General features: G+C 44.0%; 19 protein-coding genes. 2 read left to right on the forward strand and 17 right to left on the reverse strand.

The genetic code is table 11. From position 1 onward, the window contains the following. Window positions 1-3: 3 nt before the first annotated feature. The 6 genes from PPM_RS17525 to PPM_RS17550 form a co-directional block, all read right to left on the reverse strand. Entirely contained in the window at window positions 4-954 is a 951-nt protein-coding gene (locus tag PPM_RS17525) for an ABC transporter permease (protein ID WP_013372102.1), read from the reverse strand. Between the two features lie 4 nt (window positions 955-958). Continuing rightward, window positions 959-1,891 carry an ABC transporter permease gene (locus PPM_RS17530; RefSeq protein ID WP_013372103.1) on the reverse strand — a complete coding sequence of 311 codons (933 nt, stop codon included), beginning with the start codon at window positions 1,889-1,891 and terminating at the stop codon, window positions 959-961. Between the two features lie 201 nt (window positions 1,892-2,092). Beyond that, window positions 2,093-3,793 (reverse strand): peptide ABC transporter substrate-binding protein, encoded by a 1,701-nt coding sequence (locus tag PPM_RS17535; protein ID WP_013372104.1) that lies wholly within the window; start codon window positions 3,791-3,793, stop codon window positions 2,093-2,095. A gap of 153 nt (window positions 3,794-3,946) precedes the next feature. Then, window positions 3,947-4,336, reverse strand: coding sequence for a DUF3397 domain-containing protein (locus tag PPM_RS17540; protein ID WP_013372105.1), 390 nt, complete (start codon window positions 4,334-4,336; stop codon window positions 3,947-3,949). Window positions 4,337-4,340: 4 nt separating this feature from the next. Next, window positions 4,341-5,321 carry a ketopantoate reductase family protein gene (locus tag PPM_RS17545; RefSeq protein ID WP_013372106.1) on the reverse strand — a complete coding sequence of 327 codons (981 nt, stop codon included), beginning with the start codon at window positions 5,319-5,321 and terminating at the stop codon, window positions 4,341-4,343. Between the two features lie 103 nt (window positions 5,322-5,424). Continuing rightward, window positions 5,425-6,075 carry an RsfA family transcriptional regulator gene (locus tag PPM_RS17550; RefSeq protein ID WP_013372107.1) on the reverse strand — a complete coding sequence of 217 codons (651 nt, stop codon included), beginning with the start codon at window positions 6,073-6,075 and terminating at the stop codon, window positions 5,425-5,427. A gap of 296 nt (window positions 6,076-6,371) precedes the next feature. On the opposite strand from PPM_RS17550, the gene PPM_RS17555 reads away from it, so the two are divergent. Next, a complete protein-coding gene (locus PPM_RS17555) occupies window positions 6,372-7,457 on the forward strand; it encodes a coiled-coil domain-containing protein (protein ID WP_013372108.1) in 1,086 nt (361 codons plus the stop codon). Between the two features lie 58 nt (window positions 7,458-7,515). Here the strand turns inward: PPM_RS17555 and PPM_RS17560 are convergent, their stop codons facing one another. The 5 genes from PPM_RS17560 to PPM_RS17580 all read right to left on the reverse strand — a co-directional run bounded on the left by PPM_RS17560 (window position 7,516) and on the right by PPM_RS17580 (window position 13,784). Continuing rightward, window positions 7,516-8,847, reverse strand: a complete 1,332-nt coding sequence (locus PPM_RS17560; protein ID WP_013372109.1) for a PhoH family protein — start codon at window positions 8,845-8,847, stop codon at window positions 7,516-7,518. 301 nt (window positions 8,848-9,148) lie between these two features. Next, window positions 9,149-10,210, reverse strand: coding sequence for an LCP family protein (locus PPM_RS17565; protein WP_013372110.1), 1,062 nt, complete (start codon window positions 10,208-10,210; stop codon window positions 9,149-9,151). A gap of 125 nt (window positions 10,211-10,335) precedes the next feature. Next, complete coding sequence (gene typA / locus PPM_RS17570; protein WP_013372111.1) at window positions 10,336-12,177, reverse strand: translational GTPase TypA; 1,842 nt, start codon at window positions 12,175-12,177, stop codon at window positions 10,336-10,338. A 293-nt stretch (window positions 12,178-12,470) separates the two neighbouring features. Further along, on the reverse strand, window positions 12,471-12,962 hold the full coding sequence (locus tag PPM_RS17575) for a hypothetical protein (protein ID WP_013372112.1): 492 nt from the start codon (window positions 12,960-12,962) through the stop codon (window positions 12,471-12,473). 162 nt (window positions 12,963-13,124) lie between these two features. Then, complete coding sequence (locus tag PPM_RS17580; RefSeq protein WP_016324552.1) at window positions 13,125-13,784, reverse strand: TerC family protein; 660 nt, start codon at window positions 13,782-13,784, stop codon at window positions 13,125-13,127. Window positions 13,785-14,000: 216 nt separating this feature from the next. Here PPM_RS17580 and PPM_RS17585 point away from each other — a divergent pair, with 216 nt between their 5' ends. Then, on the forward strand, window positions 14,001-14,696 hold the full coding sequence (locus PPM_RS17585) for a TerC family protein (RefSeq protein ID WP_013372115.1): 696 nt from the start codon (window positions 14,001-14,003) through the stop codon (window positions 14,694-14,696). A gap of 71 nt (window positions 14,697-14,767) precedes the next feature. Here the strand turns inward: PPM_RS17585 and thiI are convergent, their stop codons facing one another. The 6 genes from thiI to PPM_RS17615 all read right to left on the reverse strand — a co-directional run bounded on the left by thiI (window position 14,768) and on the right by PPM_RS17615 (window position 19,520). Beyond that, on the reverse strand, window positions 14,768-15,994 hold the full coding sequence (thiI, locus tag PPM_RS17590) for a tRNA uracil 4-sulfurtransferase ThiI (protein ID WP_013372116.1): 1,227 nt from the start codon (window positions 15,992-15,994) through the stop codon (window positions 14,768-14,770). Window position 15,995: 1 nt separating this feature from the next. Then, on the reverse strand, window positions 15,996-17,144 hold the full coding sequence (locus PPM_RS17595; protein ID WP_013372117.1) for a cysteine desulfurase family protein: 1,149 nt from the start codon (window positions 17,142-17,144) through the stop codon (window positions 15,996-15,998). 155 nt (window positions 17,145-17,299) lie between these two features. Next, entirely contained in the window at window positions 17,300-17,998 is a 699-nt protein-coding gene (locus tag PPM_RS17600) for a lytic transglycosylase domain-containing protein (RefSeq protein ID WP_013372118.1), read from the reverse strand. Window positions 17,999-18,161: 163 nt separating this feature from the next. Next, complete coding sequence (locus tag PPM_RS17605; protein WP_013372119.1) at window positions 18,162-18,557, reverse strand: hypothetical protein; 396 nt, start codon at window positions 18,555-18,557, stop codon at window positions 18,162-18,164. A 41-nt stretch (window positions 18,558-18,598) separates the two neighbouring features. Next, window positions 18,599-18,826: a DUF1540 domain-containing protein gene (locus PPM_RS17610; RefSeq protein WP_013372120.1), complete on the reverse strand. Its 228-nt coding sequence runs from the start codon at window positions 18,824-18,826 to the stop codon at window positions 18,599-18,601. Between the two features lie 187 nt (window positions 18,827-19,013). After that, entirely contained in the window at window positions 19,014-19,520 is a 507-nt protein-coding gene (locus PPM_RS17615) for a YpuI family protein (RefSeq protein WP_013372122.1), read from the reverse strand. Between the last annotated feature and the right edge of the window lie 122 nt (window positions 19,521-19,642).

Genomic DNA, 19,642 nt, shown 5'->3' on the forward strand with positions numbered 1-19,642 from the left:
CTCCTATTTCTTCAACTTCGGATCAAGCGCATCACGCAAGCCGTCGCCAAAAAGGTTGAACGCAAGCATAATCAAACTGATCAAACCTGCTGGGAAAAGCATCCGCCACGGATAATACATCCACCCTGTCAGAGCTGATTCAATCATTGAACCCAGCGATGCCTCTGGATTCGGTACCCCTAAACCGAGGAAGCTCAGGAAAGCTTCGGAAAAAATAGCGGTCGGAACGCTCAACGTCAATGTAACGATGATCGGACCTACTGCATTAGGCAAGAGGTGACGGAAAAGCAAACGACCTGCTCCAGCACCCATTGAACGGGAAGCAAGTACGAATTCTCGGTTTTTAAGTTGCAGCATTTCACCACGTACAATCCACGACATGTTAATCCACCCCGTTACACAGAGCGCAATAATAATTGTAGTGATACTTGGCTCCAGTACAACCAGCAACAGGATCGTAACAAGCAAGTAAGGAATGGAGTACAAGATTTCAGAAAATTTATTCATGATTTCATCAACGCGGCCACCAAAGTAACCCATAATTCCACCATAAATAACACCAATCAGTAAATCAATCAAAGCTGCGGCCAGGCCTATCGTCAAGGAAATCCGTGCTCCCATCCATGTACGGACAAACATATCACGTCCAAGATCATCCGTACCGAACCAATGCTCCGCAGAAGGTGGCAGATTCGTGCTCAGTAAATCATTAGAGTAATAATTATAGGGTGACAATATCGGACCTATTAAAGAAAAAAGCACAATCAGAACTAAAACAATCAAGCTAGTCATTGCAACCTTGTTTTTACGAAGTCGTTCCCAGGCATCGCGCCAAGCAGATAAGCTTTCTCGCTGAATAACTTCAGACTGCTTTTCATCGACCCCTATTTTTTGGAAATCTTCCGGTTTCACCTGAAGTTTATCCAAATTCACAGCATTGTCTTTCACAGACATAAAGTTACCCCTCCTTCCCGCCGGACAGCTTAATCCGAGGATCAATAAACCCATACGCGACATCTGTAATAAAACGCGCTAACATAAGCAAAACACCGTAAAAAATCGTTATGCCCATAATCATGGTGTAATCACGGCTTGTGATACTTTCCACAAACACTTTACCAATACCGCCAATCCCGAAAATCCGTTCAATAACCACAGATCCGGTAATAATATTCGCTGTCATTGGACCTACGTAGGTAACAACTGGCAAAATAGCATTCCGCACAACGTGTTTGAACATGATCGTAATGGATTTCAAGCCTTTAGCTTTGGCCGTCTTGATATAATCTGCATGCAGTACTTCTATCATACTGGAACGCGTCAATCGTGCAATAAATGCAATTGGTTGAGCCGACAAAGCCGCAACAGGCAGAACGTAGTCCATTGGGCCCTCGAAGCCCATAACATTAAACAATTCCAACTTTTGGGCAAAAAAGAACTGAATTAATGATGCCAGAACGAAGCTGGGAACCGCAATACCCAGAATTGCCAATATCATCGCCACGGTATCAATGAGTCTACGATGGTACAAAGCCGCCAGCATACCTAGTAAAATACCGACAATAATGGAAACAATAATTGCGACTAGACCTAACTTTAGTGATACCATGAAGGTCTGTCCAATAATGTCGCTCACATTTTGATTCAATTTTTTCATAGAAATACCAAAATCACCCGTAACAATATCACCTAAGTATTTAAAATATTGTACATATACAGGCTTATCCAACCCATACTGTTCCATTAATCGGGCTTGAATCTCAGGAGACGTCGCTCTTTCGCTCATGAAAGGGTTACCTGGAATTGCCTTCATCAGAAAGAACGTCGCAGAGATCAGAATGAGCAAAGAAATAAGCATAAATATAAATTTACTGATCAAATAACGCGCCATCGCCCGTTTACACCTCCCATATTTTTCGACACCATTCGATTCTATAGAAATAGAGTTGGGTTATCCAATCTACTTGTATGCATGGTTAGTTTAATCATATTAAGAAGAACCCTCACACACAAAAAAAACGGGATATATATGGCAGTACCCACATATATATCCCGAAGTAACTCCTCAACTTCAGAATCAAGTATTAGCTACTTACTGTGTTATATAAGCTCTTGTAAAATCAATTGCACCACTAAAATCCAAGGCAACGCCTTTTACATTTGGTTTCGTCAAAGAAGTATTAGAGTAGTAATAAATCGGCAGTAAAACCATATCATCCTGAACAAGAAGCTTCTCTGCTTTCGCAAATATTTCCATGCGTTTTCCTGGATCAGTTTCTGTTTTAGCCGCTTTAATCAAACCATCATATTCAGGATTAGAATATCCAGAATTATTGTTGCCATTACCAGTTGTCCAGATATCCAGGAAAGTCATCGGATCATTAAAGTCAGCAGACCATCCACCACGTGCAATTTGGAAATTCAACTTGTTACGTGTTTGGATAAATACGCCCCACTCCTGGTTTTGCGTTTTCACGTCGATTCCCAGGCTTTTCTTCCACATATCTGCAACTGCCAAAGCAATTTTTTGGTGTCCTTCAGTAGAATTGTAGAGTAGAGTGATTGGAGGGAGTGAAGTTACTCCTTCTTCCTTCATACCTTCTTGAAGCAATTTCTTCGCTTCAGCTACATCTTCTTTGAAATAATCATCTTTATGTTCATTACGGTATTCCTGAGATAAGCCTTTAATTCCCGGAGGTACAAAGCCGTAAGCAGGAATCTCTCCACCCATCGTTACTCTATCAACAATCGGCTGACGTTGAATCGACATTGCAAATGCTTTACGAATTTTAAGATTATTGAACGGTTTTTCGGTGACGTTAAACAAATAGTAATAGGTGCTTGCTATACCTTTAGCCTGGAATTCGTTAGGCATTTCATTTTTCACAGCCATCATTTGGTCTGCAGGAATTTCGCCATTAGGTTTACCTGCATAATCAAGTTGTCCACTTCTGTAAGAAGCGAGTTCTGTTGCACCGCTGTTTACGAGGGACATTGTAATTTTCTTCAGTTTAATTTCGTCCTTACCCCAATAATTCTCGCTTTTGGAAACCTCGATCTTTTGACCTGTCTCCCAAGTCGACAATGTGAAAGGCCCGTTAGTGATCATGCTTTCTTTTTTAGTCGCCCATTTATCATTTCCTTCAACAGACGGATGCACCGGATAATAGGTGTAGAAAGAAGTCAATCCCAGGAAGTAAGGTGTTGCATGTTCCAGTTCTACCTGCAATGTATGATCGTCAACTGCTTTGACACCTACATCTTTGAAGTCCGTAACTTTAGTACCTTTAAAAGATTTGGAGGTGCTTAGGTTGTAACCCTCAGCATTTTTGATATAGTACAATTGGTAAGCATATGGAGGTGCAGGAGCCGTGGAAGGATCCAATACCCGTTGCCAAGCAAATACGAAGTCACTTGCTTTGACTGGGTCGCCATTACTCCATTTTGCAGTATCGCGAAGCTTGAACGTATAGGTTTTGCCGTCATCGGAAATTTTCCAAGATTCAGCTACGCCAGGAATTTCTTTACCATCAGGGCCCATGCGAACAAGACCTTCATACATTGTTTTCAAAACAGTGTTTGCTTGAGTATCTTGAGCCTGTGCCGGATCGAACGTTGGCGGCTCGGATGCAAGGTTAATGCGCAAAATTTGCTTGTCGGCCGGGGCCGGCGTAGTCGAGGTGTTTTCTTGTGCGCCCTTACCATTGGTATCATTCTTGCCGCCGCAACCTGCGAGCAGTGCGCCAACTGCAAGAACGAGTGTCAAAAGGACTAAAAAGCTTTTCCTTTTCATCTAGCGTTTTCCCCCTAGTTCTAAAGTGGTATATGTTTATAGATTATACAACCAGCGGTCAAAAAAATCTACATTACATTTCTTCAAATTGAGCTTTTTTTTCAAAAAAACATGATTAATTCATATTTTTTCATCATTTCATGTCACATTTCATCACATAGAGTTGAATATATTTTTAAATATACCAACAACAGTCAACAAAGTATACGCCAATGTCATCGCCATAAAAGTTAATCTCCAGACCGCTCTACATAATCTTTTACCATCAACCTTTCCCTTTATTCGGTTTTGAGCTCCTCCAATTAAACCCAATGCCAGTAACAAGAGCAGTAGAATCAAATAAAAACCGAATCGGGATGTAAACAGGACATTAAAGAGTGCTGCGACGGAAAATATCAGAAAAAAAGTGGTAATATCCATAGAAGTAAGCAATGATTTCTTCTTTTCCATTTTAAGAATGTAGCGACAAACCGCAAACACGATCAAAAACGGAAAAAAGGGAAGAATACTGAAAGTGATAATAGTACCTTGTATAAGACTCAACTGATCACCCCTCTTTTAGCCGCATTCCTTCAATTAATTGCCACAATACCTCATGAGTTGGTGCACTAATCCCAGCTCGCTTTGCCATCTGCACCAGTTGCCCGTTAATGGAAGCAACTTCGGTCATGGACTGTGCAAGTACATCAGCTAGCATAGATGAGTGATTCTCTGCCGTTGCCCGGCAAACATCCATAATTTGATCCCACCATGAACTTTCCCAGCGGATACCATGAGCTTCATACACTTGAATGCCTTCATCATATAGTTTACGCATCATATGTATTCGAACAGGCTCCGATAGCAGCTCGCCATTTCGAACTCGCCATACGGCTGTCAGTGGATTGATCACAGCGTTAATCAACAACTTGCGATAAATCCCTTTCTCGATTTCTTTCGACAAGCAAACGTCAAATCCTGCTGCAAGCAGCCGATTTAGCACACATTGTTTGAATTGATTGTTGTGCTCCCCCTCTCCTTCCTCCGAAAATCCAATTTCAGTCACGCCCGATCCTGCATGCACAATGGATGCTGCCCCCTGTTTCTTGGCTCCTTCGGTTGTCACAGCAGAGTATACTACAGCTTTAGGCCACGCCTGCCTGATGCGTTCTATATGACCTATTCCATTCTGCAAACAAATAATCCCTGGATCTGTTTCCGTTTGAGCCACAGGCTGGATCTGTTCCAGTACTTCTCCTATCGCCCCCTGTTTGGTCAAAAACATAATCCATCGTGCCGGAGCCTGTGAATTTAACCGTTGCCAATCTGCCATTGGCGCTACCTTTAATTGGTCCCCCGTCACATGAACAACCACCTGCCCCTCATTATCAAGGACAGTAATCCCTTCACGAGCAATGATGTGTGCCTGTTCAAGTGTTCGTGTCCACAGCCTTACTGTAGCACCCGTGGCCGATAATCTCCCGGCAAACAGCAATCCCAGCGAACCCGCTCCAATAATATCAATCACTTTGTATCGTCTCGCTTCCATCTTTTTTTCTACTATATCATATGCACTCCAATGAAATAACAAAAAACGCCAACTACGGCCAAGCGATAGTTGACGTTTTATTTAGATAGCTATTGTAATCTTGCTACTCAATGCGCTCCAGATTCCCATTAGCATCCATTTTGAACCTGGATTTAAGCTCTTCCTCATCTTCAGTGATTAAAGCCAATCGCCGGGCACGGTCCATAATCTGAATCAGAGCTTTATAATCATCATTTACAACACGATAGTCGGTCTGCACATCATTCACTTCTTTGGACAGCCGGTCATTAATGGAGCGAAGCTGATTTAATTCTTCTTCCTTTTCCCGCAAATCTTTCTCCAGCATCTTAATCTGCCGATTCGTCTCCTGCATAGATCCCTTCCATTGACGCAAGAAGCGAATTACTGCATCAATAGATAACGTATCTTCACTCGTTCCATCTGTTCTGTATCCCCCTTCGACTGGATCGAGCGTGGCAAAGGCCGCCACCTGCGATACACCTACCGGGCTCTGCTTACGAATATAACTGCGCTTCTGGCGCTGTGCTTTGGCAATGCCAATCGCTTCATCATAACGTTTGCGCACGCAGCTATTCCAACGAAAGCCGCATGCTGCAGAGGTTCTACCTATTTTTTGTCCAACCTCCTCAAACGCAGCGAGCTGTGTTCCACCTTCCCGGATATGCCGCAATGTCACCTCCGCCAATATCAAGTCATCTTCCGCACTCCATGCATCTTGTCTTATTGCAGTCATGCCTCTAGCCCTCCTAACAACATCCTGAAATAACCGTCTTCATGAACCGATCTTGCCGGTATTTGAATAGGGTATAAAAGCTGTTTATTCATTCCTATGCCTCTCGTAGAGTTCATAGAATCTATTTGATACTAAATTGTATTTCCATTTCTGCCAGAACTCATACGTGAAGTAAACAGTTTCGGGTTTCAAGCATGCTCTGACTGCTGTACAATAAAATGAATGGTTAAAGAATAAAAAAGGATCATATACATTACCATTAGTCTTTTTCTGGAATACATAAAAGGGGAAACTAAATGAATAAACGAATAAAAATCGCGATCTGTACCCTGCTGGCCCTCATTATGATGCTGACTACCATATATGTATGTCCTACTTTGGCCGCTCCCACTCCTGAAGAAAATCAGATTTTACAAGATAGTCTGTCTATCGTGGAGATCGACCATGAAATCGAGCGAATTAGTCAGGAGCAGCAGGCTCTTTTACAGCGTCAGCAGGAACTGCGTAGTAGTCTAGCTGATCAACAGAAGCAAATGGACCTACAACGTGAGCGTGCAGGTTCTGTACTGCGATCTTACTATATGGGAGAAAGGGACAAGCTGCTGAGTGTAGTGCTAGGGGCTAAAAGTATAAAGCAACTTCTCTCTTTGTACGATTATTACTTATTGTTGATTAGTCACGATCAGGATGTGCTTCAGGAATACGAATCCAATTATCAATTTATGCGAAAAACAGAGCAGCAAGTTGCCCAAGCCACGACGGAACTGGAGACGGTTAAAACAAACCTACTGGCACAACGTAAACGGATTCTCCAACTCCAGTCGCGTGTAGATGACGGCGTTAACGCCAGTGATAGCCCTGAAACCCTACGCAAGCTAATTGGTGAAATGACAGCTTATTGGGAGAATGTAGGGGTATACGAGGTAAACAAACACTTTAAAGCATTAGCTCAAGCGATGCAGGATCTGCCCCAATTCATTCAACAACAGCAAGGAGCCATGGTTACAAATGGAAAAATCATTACGATAAGCATTCGTGAAGAGGAATTTAACCGTTTTTTAAAGTCTGAGAATGAATTGTTTAATCACTTCAACTTCTCCTTTGTGCAGGATCGGATTGTGGTAGAAGGTCAACAAGGAACGATGAAATTAAGGGTAGAAGGTCACTATACGGTAGAGAATGAACCGAAAAATGCAATTCTATTTCATGTAGATCGACTGATATTTAACGGGCTGGAACTGCCGGACACGACTCGCAACAAGCTGGAAGAAGATTTTGATCTCGGCTTCTACCCACAGCAGCTTATTTCATATGTCAAAGCCACAGAAGTACATGCTTTAAAAGGCATTCTTGAAGTTAAGCTCGAATTAAGCTTTAAGTAAAAACAAAAGACCTCGGGATGTTCCCGAGGTCTTAATTATTTGTAATAACGATCAAAAGTTATAACAGATCAGCTGCCAACTGCGCGAGTTTGGAGCGTTCTCCTTTTTCCAGCATAATATGCCCGCTAATCCCTTCTTGCTTAAAACGCTCCACCACATAGGTCAAGCCATTACTGGCTGCATCCAGGTAAGGGTGATCAATCTGCTCCGGATCTCCCATCAGAATGATTTTACTCCCCTCACCTACCCGAGACACAATTGTTTTGATCTCATGTCGGGATAAGTTTTGCGCCTCATCGACAATAATAAATTGCCCAGGTATCGAACGTCCGCGAATATAAGTGAGCGCCTCCACCTGAATACTGCCCAAGCCCATCAAAATTTTGTCGATATCGCCTGATTTTTTGGCATCAAACAGATACTCTAGATTGTCGTAGATTGGTTGCATCCAGGGGCGAAGCTTTTCATCTTTTTCTCCCGGTAAATAACCGATATCCTTGCCCATAGGAACAACAGGTCGAGCAATTAACAGTTTCTTAAATCGATGCTCATCCTCTACTTTAAGCAACCCCGCCGCTAGCGCCAGCAGCGTTTTGCCTGTACCTGCTTTTCCAGTAATGGTCACAAGTGGGATATCGTCATTAAGCAAAAGCTCCAATGCCATTCGCTGCTGAGCATTACGCGCGCTGATTCCCCACACCGATTCGTTACTTAAGTACAAAGGTTCTAATCGCTCTGCCTCCTGATTTACTTTCAACAGTGCTGATTTTCCAGTGCCCATTTCATCTTTCAAAATAACAAATTCATGTGGATACAGCGTATAAGGTAGCTTCAGTGGTTTGATTGGCAAAAAACGGTTAGAGTAAAATTCATCTATGATGGACGGATGCACCTGTATCGCCGAGTATCCAGGGTACAACTCACTTGGATCGCCTGTTCTATCGGATAGGTAGTCTTCAGTCAGCAGCCCCAATACATCTGCCTTGATTCTGACCAATACGTCTTTACTAACCAACACCACTGAACGCGGTTCAGACTGCTCCTGTTCTTCCAAGTGATAATTTAAGGCGACTGCCAAAATCCGGTTATCGTTCGAAACCTCCCCGAACATCTCCTGAACTTTCAAAAAACTCCGGTGGTTTAACTCAACCTTAAGCCTTCCCCCTTGGGGAAGTGGAACGCCACTGTGAAGATGCCCCACTTCTCTCAACCCGTCCAACAATCGCGATACATTACGGGCATTCCGTCCAATCTCATCCGCGTTGCGTTTTTTGGAGTCGATTTCTTCCAGAACAACAGCTGGAATAACAACTTCATGTTCTTTGAAGGTAAAAATGGCTTTCGGATCATGCAGCAGCACATTCGTATCCAGCACAAAAATTTTCTTCATTAAATCCCCTCCAAAGCGGCGTGGACAATCTCATGTTTCATACCTATACCTATTCACCGGCTACCCAATACTTGCTGATTCCCTGAAAAAAGAACCCCAAAGCAGCATAATGCAACGAAAAGTGTAGCTGAAGATAGCCTCAGAGCCTGTACATTTTTAAAATTAGACACAAAAGGCCCAGTGATTGCTCACTGGACCTAGACTGGGTTCACTTTACATTTAGACATACCTCAACCCCCTTATGCTATATAAGAGCTTTACTCGCTGCGAGTATAACATAAGCGGGGAAAAAGATACATACTCAGGAATTGGAAGAAGCTTCAGTGCTGTCGCTTGCTTTTTTGGCTAATTCCTCTTGTAGCGCTTGTTTGGCCAAATCGAGCTGTTGCTCATCAATGTACACATAAGGACTACGCCATGTTCCTGCTACAGGATTGTATTTTACATTTTGCTTGGAAATATTCCAATAGGTTTGTACGATATTTTTCATTTGTTGTGACTCAATATCAGTCATCATATTTTTATCAACCGATTTAATAATTGCACTAAACTTGGTCAAAGCGTTAAAGGTTTGCATTTGGTCAATTAGGGAATGAAGCACCTGATTTTGTCGACGATTGCGATCAAAGTCGTCAGATTCAGCTGTTCTCGGACGACAATTCGACTTGCGGTAGCGAACAAAATCAAGAGCTTGGTCACCATTCAAATGCTTGGCCCCAGCTGTCAGGTTAATATCGGTGCCATCAGCACGGTCTCGGTAACACATATTTTTATCAACCGTAACATCTACACCACCTAGATTATCTACAACATCTCTAAAGCCCTGGAAGTTAATAACCGTTACATAATCAATATTAATATTTAGATATTTGCCGATCATCTTCTTCATTTGCTCTTCAGCAACTTCGCCAGATTCTTTCTCTCTAGCCTTAAACACCGGATAATACTCATTCAGCTTGCGTGGCTTATACCCATCCATTTCTAGACGCGTATCACGAGGCAAGGACACAATGGTAGACGATTTTGTATTAGGGTTCAATGTAGCTACCATAATAACGTCTGACAAATAAGTCGGATGGTCAGGGCGATAGTCGGTTCCAAGCAATAAAATAGTCAAAGGCTTAGCCTCAGCCAATTGCGTTTTGGGCACTTCCTTGTTGATTCCAGTATCCAAAACTTCCTCTACCTGATTGTAAATATAGTAGGTATAACCACCTGCTGCCAAGATACCTATAATGAGTAGAAATAAGACAAACTTCATAAACGATCTGAAAAAGCTTTTTTTCTTTTTCGTTTTTTTCGGTTTGGCGGATTTTTTCCCGCTTTGTGTCCGGGGAGGCAATCCATTCGAAAGATTACTCATGCTTCAACACCTTTTCCTGCGTTTTGAGAAATATAGCTTTCTCCAAGTTTACAATCCTAAAACACATACAGCGGCGCATCCCGTTTCCGGGCGTCGCCGCTGTGGCCGAAGACCAATCCTATGAATTACATATTTGCTTGTGCTGTTTTACGTTGTTTCTCCGCACGCTCGCGCTCACCTTTGTTCAAGATCTTTTTACGCAAACGAATGGATTTAGGAGTGATTTCACAATACTCATCATCATTCAGGTATTCAAGCGCCTGCTCCAGAGAGAAGATAACAGGTGTTTTCAATTTAACCGTATCATCTTTTGTTGCGGAGCGAACGTTCGTCAATTGTTTTTCCTTACAGATGTTAACGACAATGTCGTTATCACGTGTGTGCTCACCAACGATCATACCCTCATAAATTTCAGTCCCTGGCTCCAAGAACAAAATACCGCGATCTTCTACGCCCAGCATACCATAAAATGTAGAGGTGCCGTTTTCCGTGGACACGAGTACACCTTGATGACGTCCACCCACTTGACCGCCAACAAATGGTCCATAGCTGTCAAATGCATGGTTCATTACACCGTAGCCACGAGTCAAAGTCAGGAAGTTTGTAGTGTAACCGATCAAACCACGTGCAGGGATCAGGAATTCCAAGCGAACCTGTCCAGTACCGTTATTAATCATGTTGACCATTTCGGCTTTACGGGAGCCCAGACTTTCCATCACTGCGCCCATGCTTTCTTCCGGAATATCGATGAGAAGACGTTCGATTGGCTCCATTTTTTTACCGTCAATTTCCTTAACGATAACTTCCGGTTTGGACACTTGCAGTTCGTAACCTTCACGACGCATGTTTTCAATCAGGATTCCCAAATGCAATTCACCACGTCCAGATACAATAAAGGCATCCGGGCTATCCGTTTCATCAACACGCAAGCTGACATCTGTTTCGAGTTCTTTCAGAAGACGCTCACGCAATTTACGGGATGTTACCCACTTACCATCGCGACCTGCGAATGGACTGTTGTTAACCAAGAAGGTCATTTGCAGTGTAGGCTCATCAATTTTCAGTACAGGCAATGCTTCAGGATGATTTGGATCGGCAATGGTTTCACCAATGTTGATGTCCTTAATCCCCGCAATCGCCACAATGTCACCCGCGCCTGCTTGATCGGTTTCAATCCGTTTCAGTCCTTGGAAGCCGAACAACTTCTCAATACGCGCTGATTTACTGCTGCCATCACGTTGGATAACTGTGACCGCTTGTCCCTGCTTGATGATACCGCGGTTCACCCGACCTACTGCAATTCGGCCCAGGTATTCGTTATAGTCCATCAGTGTTACGAGGAATTGAAGAGGCTCATCTACTTTCTCAGTTGGAGCTGGAATATGCTCTACCACTGTTTCATACAATGCTTGCATGTTGTCATCTTGCTTTTCAGCATCCATGCTGGAAGTTCCGTTCAGTGCTGAAGCGTACACAACAGGGAATTCTAATTGCTCATCATTTGCACCCAGCTCGATGAACAGATCCAGTACTTCGTCAATGACTTCTGCCGGACGAGCTGCCGGACGGTCAATTTTATTTACTACAACGATAGGCGTCAAATTTTGTTCCAGCGCTTTACGCAGTACGAATTTCGTTTGCGGCATGCAGCCTTCGTAAGCATCAACGACCAGCAAAACGCCGTCAACCATTTTCATAATCCGTTCCACTTCACCACCAAAGTCGGCGTGTCCCGGTGTATCTACAATGTTAATCAGGTAATCTTTGTAAGTGATAGCTGTATTTTTAGCCAAAATCGTAATACCGCGTTCACGTTCCAGATCGTTGGAGTCCATGGCGCGCTCCTGAACAGCCTCGTGTTCTCTAAATGTTCCGGACTGTTGAAGCAACTTATCGACAAGTGTCGTTTTTCCGTGGTCGACGTGGGCAATAATCGCAATATTGCGAATGTTCTCTCTTGCATGCATGGTTTGTATCCATATCCTTTCCGTATATCAAAATAGTGTCTCTATCCTGAAGCAATGCTCATTCAAGGCTAACAATCGTTCTTTAGGCCCACTCCCTGCCAGCCTTCTATATGTTTCAGGCTTTATACAGACAGCTTCTCTCTCCGATTCGCGTGAAAACCTTAAAATAAGCGTCAGAAATCATTCCGACGCTCTTTTCATATCCATTATATTATAGTAGAAATATGTCATAAAGCAAGACATTATTGCCCGTTCCGTAATTTACCGCCATGAAATCTGCACAGCTTGTCGGTTTACCAGTTGCGTTTGCTACGGTTGTTTATGACCAACCAGATTCCAGCTCCGATCAGTAAAACGGCAATAATATACATGATGCCTGTACTTAGCAAGGTAATAATCAATAATAGCACCGATATCAAGCCTAATAGTACGCTCCCTGTATATACATTACGAGAAAGCGAAATATCATTAATGGCATACTCCCATAATCCAATCGCCACACCTAGAAGAAACAAAGGCCATAAGTAGCCCATTAAATGCCATCCCCAAGTATTGCAGAGAAAAAAGAGGAAGCCATATACCGACAAAATCCCTGCCGGCAGCAACATAAAGGGTGATACTTTACGCATCATATACATTGCATGTAGCACGATTCCAGGTATTAAAATCAGCAAGGGCCAAAGGTTGCGTCCCAAGAAGGAGAACATCCCCAATTTCCCCAACAAAATAATCAGTCCTACGGCAACAATGCCTACTCCGATCATACGCTCTTTTCCGGAATTCATCGTGGTCTCCTTTGTTTGCTGGATTTGTTTTTGAGTCATTAAATGTAGTTGTTTTCAAGTACACTTTTATGAATATAGAATTTTTACAAAAACCGAGTTGAATCCTCGGCATCTGCAAAACCCTATGTCTAGTTTAGCCGATGTTTTCCAAAAAAACCACGTTCAAATATGACGGGGCCGTAGCTGCCGATATATTCCTGCAATGACAACTGCTGCTGCCAACAAGACCGGTAACCATGCATGTATAACCTCACCCAAGTCTGCTAACCATATGCCCAATTTGGGATCACGCAGTAGCATTTCTCCCGCCGTAAAGGCCAGGATGGCAGATCCCAGCAGAACAAGGATCGGGAACCGATGAAGCCAGATTGCTATCACGTTGCTGCCCCAGACGACAATCGGAATACTAATTGCAATACCAATGACTATAATAGCAATGTCCCCATTGGCTAGAGCTGCAATAGCTAATACGTTATCTAGACTCATCACAAAGTCTGCTAATAGTATCACTTGTATTGCTTTCCATATGGTTGTTTCCGCTCTTACTCCCACATGATCATCATTCTCATACAGCAGCTTAAATGCAATCCATAACAGAAGTAAACCGCCCGCCGCCTGAATAAAGGGTATGCCCAGCAAAATGACAGCTACAAAAGTCAACACACAGCGCAGCAGGACCGCGCCGACAGCCCCCCACCATATCGCTTGACTTCTTTGCCTTGCAGGCAAGTTTTTGCTCGCCATGGCTATAACAACTGCATTATCACCGCTTAGCACCAAATTAATCATTAATATTTTCAATAGCAAAATGACATGCTCCATATGTACAAACACCCCCATCCTACATGTATGCGAAATTGGACGAGGCTATGCTTGCAAGCTTTTCGAATAAGTCATAATTTAGTAATAACTAATGGCAATTGGATTGAGTATAAACCTTGAATTCAATAACAAACAGCAATATAATGAATCGTATTTCCGAAAAACGGGTATTAACATAAACAACATGCAATGTTTTGAGGATGTTTAATCAGGGAGATGAGAACGATTGACATGTCCGTACTTCAGTTCTTTTGGCTACTGCTTAATGTGATATTTATTGACCTTCTGCTCGCAGGAGATAATGCGATTGTAATTGGGCTTGCCGCCAGAAAGCTGCCTCCTGCAACGCAAAAAAAAGCGATACTATACGGCACCGGGGGTGCCCTGCTCATCCGCATAGCAGCCACTATTGTAGTCCTCTGGTTACTTCAAGTACCGTGGTTGTTACTCATCGGGGGTGTGATGCTAGTCTGGATCGCGTATAAGTTGCTCGTGGACCAAGAGGATCATGCCGAAGTTAAAGCAGGAACAACTCTATGGGGGGCTATCCGCACCATTATTGTCGCCGATGCAGCAATGGGTCTGGACAACGTTATTGCTGTTGCTGGCGCGGCCCAGCAGCATTTGCTACTTGTAGTGCTGGGCCTGTTAATCAGTGTGCCGATCGTTGTATGGGGAAGCACTCTTTTTATCAAGCTGATCAATAAATTCCCCTGGATTATCTATTTAGGATCGGCGGTGCTTGGTTATACGGCCTCTAATATGATCACTGAAGAACGTAAGCTGGCACCATACTTTACGGAGCATCCGGCGCTGCGTATCTTGTTTATTGCCACCGTTATGGCTGGCATTTTGCTCACAGGATATCTTCAAAATCGCAGAGCAGTATCCCGTCGAGAAAAAGCTGTCTAAAAGAGGTTTCAAAAGGACCCCACCCAAATAAAAAGGCAGACCCCAACATTGTTGCGGGTCTGCCTTTTTTATTAAAACCAATCTTCCTGTATAACTTCCTCTTTACGCCCCTCTACAGCTCCACCTGCCTCAAGGACAACCGTCTCCGTTGTAGCTACAGCCTGATCGATCAAAGCATTTAAATCCCGAATAGAAGCTTCAATCTTCTGAACTACCCACAAATTCGGATTGGTCGTGGGAGATTTGGGAACAAATAATGTACAACAATCCTCATACGGGAGAATGGATAAATCGTAGGTGCCAATTTGCTTAGCGATTTCTGTAATCTCCTGCTTATCCATCATAACGAGAGGTCGCAGCAAGGGGAGTTCCGTTGAGCGACCAATCACATTCATGCTGGATAGCGTTTGACTAGCAACTTGACCCAGACTGTCGCCCGTCACGAGTGCCAGCGCTCCTTCACGCTCTGCCAGCATCGTTGCAATTCGCAGCATGGACCGTCTCATTAGCGTGATAATTAAATTATCCTGCCCAGTGCGTGTAAAAGCCGTCTGCACCTCTGTAAACGGTACGAGGTGGATTTTGATTCGGCCTGCATAGCCTGCTAATACTTTTGCCAAATCAATAACCTTTTCTTTCGCACGCTCACTTGTAAACGGATAGCTATAAAAATGTACACATTCGATTTCCAAGCCTCTACGCATGGATGACCATCCTGCTACCGGACTGTCAATTCCACCGGACAGCAGCAGCATAGCTTTGCCGTTGGTTCCTAACGGAAAGCCCCCTACAGCCATAATAACATCACTAAAAATATATGCCGCCTGCTCTCTTACCTCTACACGTAGCTCAATATCAGGTTGACGCACGTCGACCTTCAATGCCTGAAACGTCCGCAAAATAGGAGAACCAATTAAATGATTCAACTCTTGTGAAGAATGGGGGAATTCCTTCCACACCCTGCGGGCATTTACCTTGAATGTCGTTCCCTCGTCTACGTTCAGCTCATGCATTAAAGCTACAGCCGTCTCAATGATAGCATCCAGCTCAACAGGAGCCATTTTGACAGGACTAATCGTCGTGATGCCAAACACCTTTTGCAACACTTGAATGATCTGTTCATAAGGCTCTCCTCCGAGAACTACATAAATCCGTCCAAATTCCTTGCGCAACGAAGCACCTGGAAAAGGCTTAAGCAGCAGCTTTACGTGTTTTAGTACAGCCTTCTCAAAACGAGCGCGATTCTTCCCTTTTAATGTAAATTCGCCGAAGCGAAGTAAAAGCATATCATAGTGCATTTTAACGTTTCCACCTTTCAAGGGATTCCAGCTTGGCTACAGCCTGTCGAAGCGCAAGTATGAGCTCGTCGATATCCTGTTCCGTATGTTCATCACCAAAGCTGATACGTATGCCGCCGGCTGCTTCCGCCTCATTGCGGCCCATCGCCAACAGCACCCGGCTCGGCTCGGCTAATTTTGAAGAGCAAGCCGATTTGGTGGACACTGCCACACCCAATTGCTCCAGCGTATGCAGCAGTACCTCGGCCTTCATGCCCGGATACGAAAAGTGGACAATATGCGGCGCTTCTTTCCCACTGTTCAGCCGCAGTTGTGGGATTGTTTTCACTTCTGCGGCCACCCGTTCTCTCCACTCGATCATGCGCCGTGCAGTCTCTGCTTGTCGTTCGCCCGCTAGCCGTACTGCCTTGGACATACCGACAAGCAGTGGTACATTTTCGGTACCCGCACGAACCCCTTGCTCCTGAGAGCCACCACTAAGCAATGGGAAAAGCTCTACGCCTTCCCGAACGAATAGCAATCCAGCACCTTTGGGTCCACGCAGCTTATGCGCCGAAAGGCTGTACAGATCAGCCTGCCAGCCCCGGAGATCAACCGGCAACTTGCCAAATCCCTGTACACCGTCAATATGAAATAGAACACGGGGGAAGCGCTTTTTCAGCGCAACTCCGATATCTCGCAACGGTTGCACCCTTCCTGTCTCATTATTGACATGCATGATACTGACTAAAATCGTATCTTTACGAACAGCTGCGCAAACCTGTTCGGCACTAACATGACCTCCCTCATCCACAGGTAAAAAAGTAACCTCAAAACCCAAATTTGTCAGCTGTTTGCAAGCTTCATACACAGACGGGTGCTCTGTCGATACAGTCACGATATGCTTGCCTCTGGTCTGATACTGCAAAGCCGCCCCCTTAACGGCAAGATTGTTGCTTTCCGTTGCCCCGGATGTGAAGACAATCTCCGCAGGAGATACTCCCAAAGCTGCAGCGCATACTTCGCGCGAGCGCTTGATCAACTTATCCGCATTCTCTCCATACCGATGCATGGAAGACGGATTGCCATAATGTCGTCTCATTACCTCGGCAACGGTTGTAATCACCTCTTCAAAAGGCGGAGTTGTCGCGGCATAATCAAAATATTTCATTAAACTCCCCTTTCTGCCCCACAACTGTTACAACAAAAAAAGACCAAAACAGGGAAAGGCCGCTTCATTACAGCGACACCCTTTCCCCATATTGATCCTGTCTGCGGACCTAATCGAATTGAAATTACGCACTTTTATGCTATAAGCTATAGGGCTTAAATGGTATATTTTTCACGTGCATTCTGAATTTTGGAAATATATCTTTGCGTTTCTACCGGAAGCTTGTCCAGTACAGACATCAACTGCTCATCACTACTTACGCCAAGCCGCTGTACCCGTCCGGGACCTGCATTGTACGCAGCCAGCGCCATATTTTCCTGTCCGTTAAAACGTTTAATCTGGTAAGACAAATAGCGTACGCCAGCATCAATATTTTGTGCAGGATCATAGGGGTCACTAACTCCCAAACCTTGAGCTGTAGCGTCCATCAACTGCATAAGTCCTTTGGCTCCAGCCGAAGAAGTAACCGATGGATTAAATGAAGATTCCGTATCAATAACTGCTTTAATCAAAGCTACCGGGACGCCGTATTTCTGACTTGCCTCATTAATCAAACTATCATACGCTGTAGCTTTTGTAGGTCCATCCGTTGCCGTATTGGAAGAAGCAGGATAGACTGCCAATGACGAAGCCGTTCCCCTCGATGGTCCCAGTTGAAGCCAGAGCAAACCGTTTTCATCTCTGGTAACATCGCCTGAATTTTCTCGAGTGACAGCATTATCTGTTTCCAGCTGACCTACTTGTTCCAGCAATCCAGAAAAAGCATCCGCTGTACCCGTCTGGGTCGTAGCACTCATATTATTTAACAGCTGCATGTCTAACATGGATTTGGACACGCGCGGATCAATTTGCATGTGGTGTTCCCAACTTTCTATAGTTGTTATATCCCAAATAGCTTGTCGTTATTGCTATGATACAACTTTTTACTATGTACTTCCATACTTTTTAATGAAAAAAAGCTCCGTTTCTGTCGAAAAGACAGCGGAGCTAAGATACCGGAACCTTTAACCAACAGGGTTAGCGCACAAATGGGATAAAAGCAAAATAACTCAATGTTGCTAGTGCACCAAGACCAATCGACCAAATACCGGTTGTTTTACTGCCATTTACATAAGCAAAAAATCCTAAAACTGCTGCAATGGGTCCCAGCACAATAGACCACATAAACAATGATGCGATACCTGCAGCCAGCCCAATATAGCCGGAAATACGACCACTATTGTTAATAACCTGCTCTTTACCGTTGTTCTCATGTCTGGTCACAACTGGCGAGCCAGGAGCAACCTCTGCTGCATATTCCTCACGATGATGGCGGCGCTTGGCAGAGCGTTCCTGAACATGACGAGGATAATCTACACGTTCACGGCTAACATGCTCTTCATTCTTATGCTTATCGTTTTCATGATCTTCCATAATAACTGCACCTCCAAATGGAAATGAATCGCGTTATACATTTACAGAGACTTCGGCTTAAAGGTGTGGCAACAGGTTGCAGCAGACGTTGCAGCCTTATCACGTTCATCTGAACTAAAGCTTTCCCCCGCATACTCTTCTTTGAATTTTTTTCCGGCATGACCGTCTACTTCAATCATGATCAAATCTGCCTTGCAAAAGTTGTTTTCTCCCCAATAATGGCAATTGGCTACGCTGCACTTTACGATTGGCTTGGCCTCTTGGCTCATGATCATCACCTCGGATTCATTGTCCCCCCGCTCCCCTGCACCTATGCGTTCATGGCATATGGCAGTTGGTGACATACGAAAAAAGCCGCTTCCCCTCGCCTCCTCCAAACTGGCAGGAACAAGTGAAAACGGCTTGCTTGTCTTGTTTTAGTTTTTGATTAGAAATGAATTTCTTGGATTGATTGCTTTAGGCATGAGTACGACGAGTCTGCATCCGGCGCTGTGTCAAATAATCACTTTCATAATAAGTCAGATCATCACGCAATTCTTCAAAGTTTTTCGTAATGTCCATGATCACTTCGCGGGCGGCTGGCACTGGCGTTTTACGGAAGCGGATAGCATCTTGTCCCGTATAAGCATAGCGTCCGTCCTCTGCGTAAGTTTCATTTTTGGGATAAAAAAAGCTGTTCACGCAGTCATGGTATACGTTATACAATGCCTTTTCCGCAAAATCGACGTCAAAGTTGGCACGGCGCAAAGCCACACCTAGCTTTTCATAGGATACTTCGGAAAAAACAAGGACATGGCGGAGATCCGACAAAAAACCTTTGTAAAAAAGTACGGACTCCTCATTAGCATCCACAGCCAGTTGCGGCAGAGCATGCTCATTGAGGAATGTTTCCACACGTTTCACGGCAGTTTTCAGTCTTTCCTGCGCCGACTCACATAATTTTTGTACGTTGACTGCTGACATCAAGGCAGCTCCCCCTTATTTGTTGCTTGTTCATCAATTTGGTTACCCGAAAATAGTCCCTTCTAACCGAAAGAGCTGTAATTTTCAGTATTTATCCTACCACAAATAAGCATTGAAAGGTA

It is taken from the genome of Paenibacillus polymyxa M1, from assembly GCF_000237325.1.
Classification (GTDB): Bacteria; Bacillota; Bacilli; order Paenibacillales; family Paenibacillaceae; genus Paenibacillus; species Paenibacillus polymyxa_C.

Bases quoted from the DNA above. Each gene is read 5' to 3' on its own strand.
- PPM_RS17525 (WP_013372102.1), bottom strand. From the start codon at position 954: ATGTCTGTGAAAGACAATGCTGTGAATTTGGATAAACTTCAGGTGAAA.
- PPM_RS17555 (WP_013372108.1), top strand. From the start codon at position 6,372: ATGAATAAACGAATAAAAATCGCGATCTGTACCCTGCTGGCCCTCATT.
- PPM_RS17600 (WP_013372118.1), bottom strand. From the start codon at position 17,998: ATGCAAATTGATCCGCGCGTGTCCAAATCCATGTTAGACATGCAGCTG.
- PPM_RS17575 (WP_013372112.1), bottom strand. From the start codon at position 12,962: ATGAATTCCGGAAAAGAGCGTATGATCGGAGTAGGCATTGTTGCCGTA.
- PPM_RS17550 (WP_013372107.1), bottom strand. From the start codon at position 6,075: ATGACTGCAATAAGACAAGATGCATGGAGTGCGGAAGATGACTTGATA.
- PPM_RS17585 (WP_013372115.1), top strand. From the start codon at position 14,001: ATGAGAACGATTGACATGTCCGTACTTCAGTTCTTTTGGCTACTGCTT.
- PPM_RS17560 (WP_013372109.1), bottom strand. From the start codon at position 8,847: ATGAAGAAAATTTTTGTGCTGGATACGAATGTGCTGCTGCATGATCCG.
- PPM_RS17595 (WP_013372117.1), bottom strand. From the start codon at position 17,144: ATGAAATATTTTGATTATGCCGCGACAACTCCGCCTTTTGAAGAGGTG.
- PPM_RS17580 (WP_016324552.1), bottom strand. From the start codon at position 13,784: ATGGAGCATGTCATTTTGCTATTGAAAATATTAATGATTAATTTGGTG.
- PPM_RS17605 (WP_013372119.1), bottom strand. From the start codon at position 18,557: ATGGAAGATCATGAAAACGATAAGCATAAGAATGAAGAGCATGTTAGC.
- PPM_RS17615 (WP_013372122.1), bottom strand. From the start codon at position 19,520: ATGTCAGCAGTCAACGTACAAAAATTATGTGAGTCGGCGCAGGAAAGA.
- PPM_RS17535 (WP_013372104.1), bottom strand. From the start codon at position 3,793: ATGAAAAGGAAAAGCTTTTTAGTCCTTTTGACACTCGTTCTTGCAGTT.
- thiI (WP_013372116.1), bottom strand. From the start codon at position 15,994: ATGCACTATGATATGCTTTTACTTCGCTTCGGCGAATTTACATTAAAA.
- PPM_RS17610 (WP_013372120.1), bottom strand. From the start codon at position 18,826: ATGAGCCAAGAGGCCAAGCCAATCGTAAAGTGCAGCGTAGCCAATTGC.
- PPM_RS17530 (WP_013372103.1), bottom strand. From the start codon at position 1,891: ATGGCGCGTTATTTGATCAGTAAATTTATATTTATGCTTATTTCTTTG.
- PPM_RS17545 (WP_013372106.1), bottom strand. From the start codon at position 5,321: ATGGAAGCGAGACGATACAAAGTGATTGATATTATTGGAGCGGGTTCG.
- PPM_RS17565 (WP_013372110.1), bottom strand. From the start codon at position 10,210: ATGAGTAATCTTTCGAATGGATTGCCTCCCCGGACACAAAGCGGGAAA.
- typA (WP_013372111.1), bottom strand. From the start codon at position 12,177: ATGCATGCAAGAGAGAACATTCGCAATATTGCGATTATTGCCCACGTC.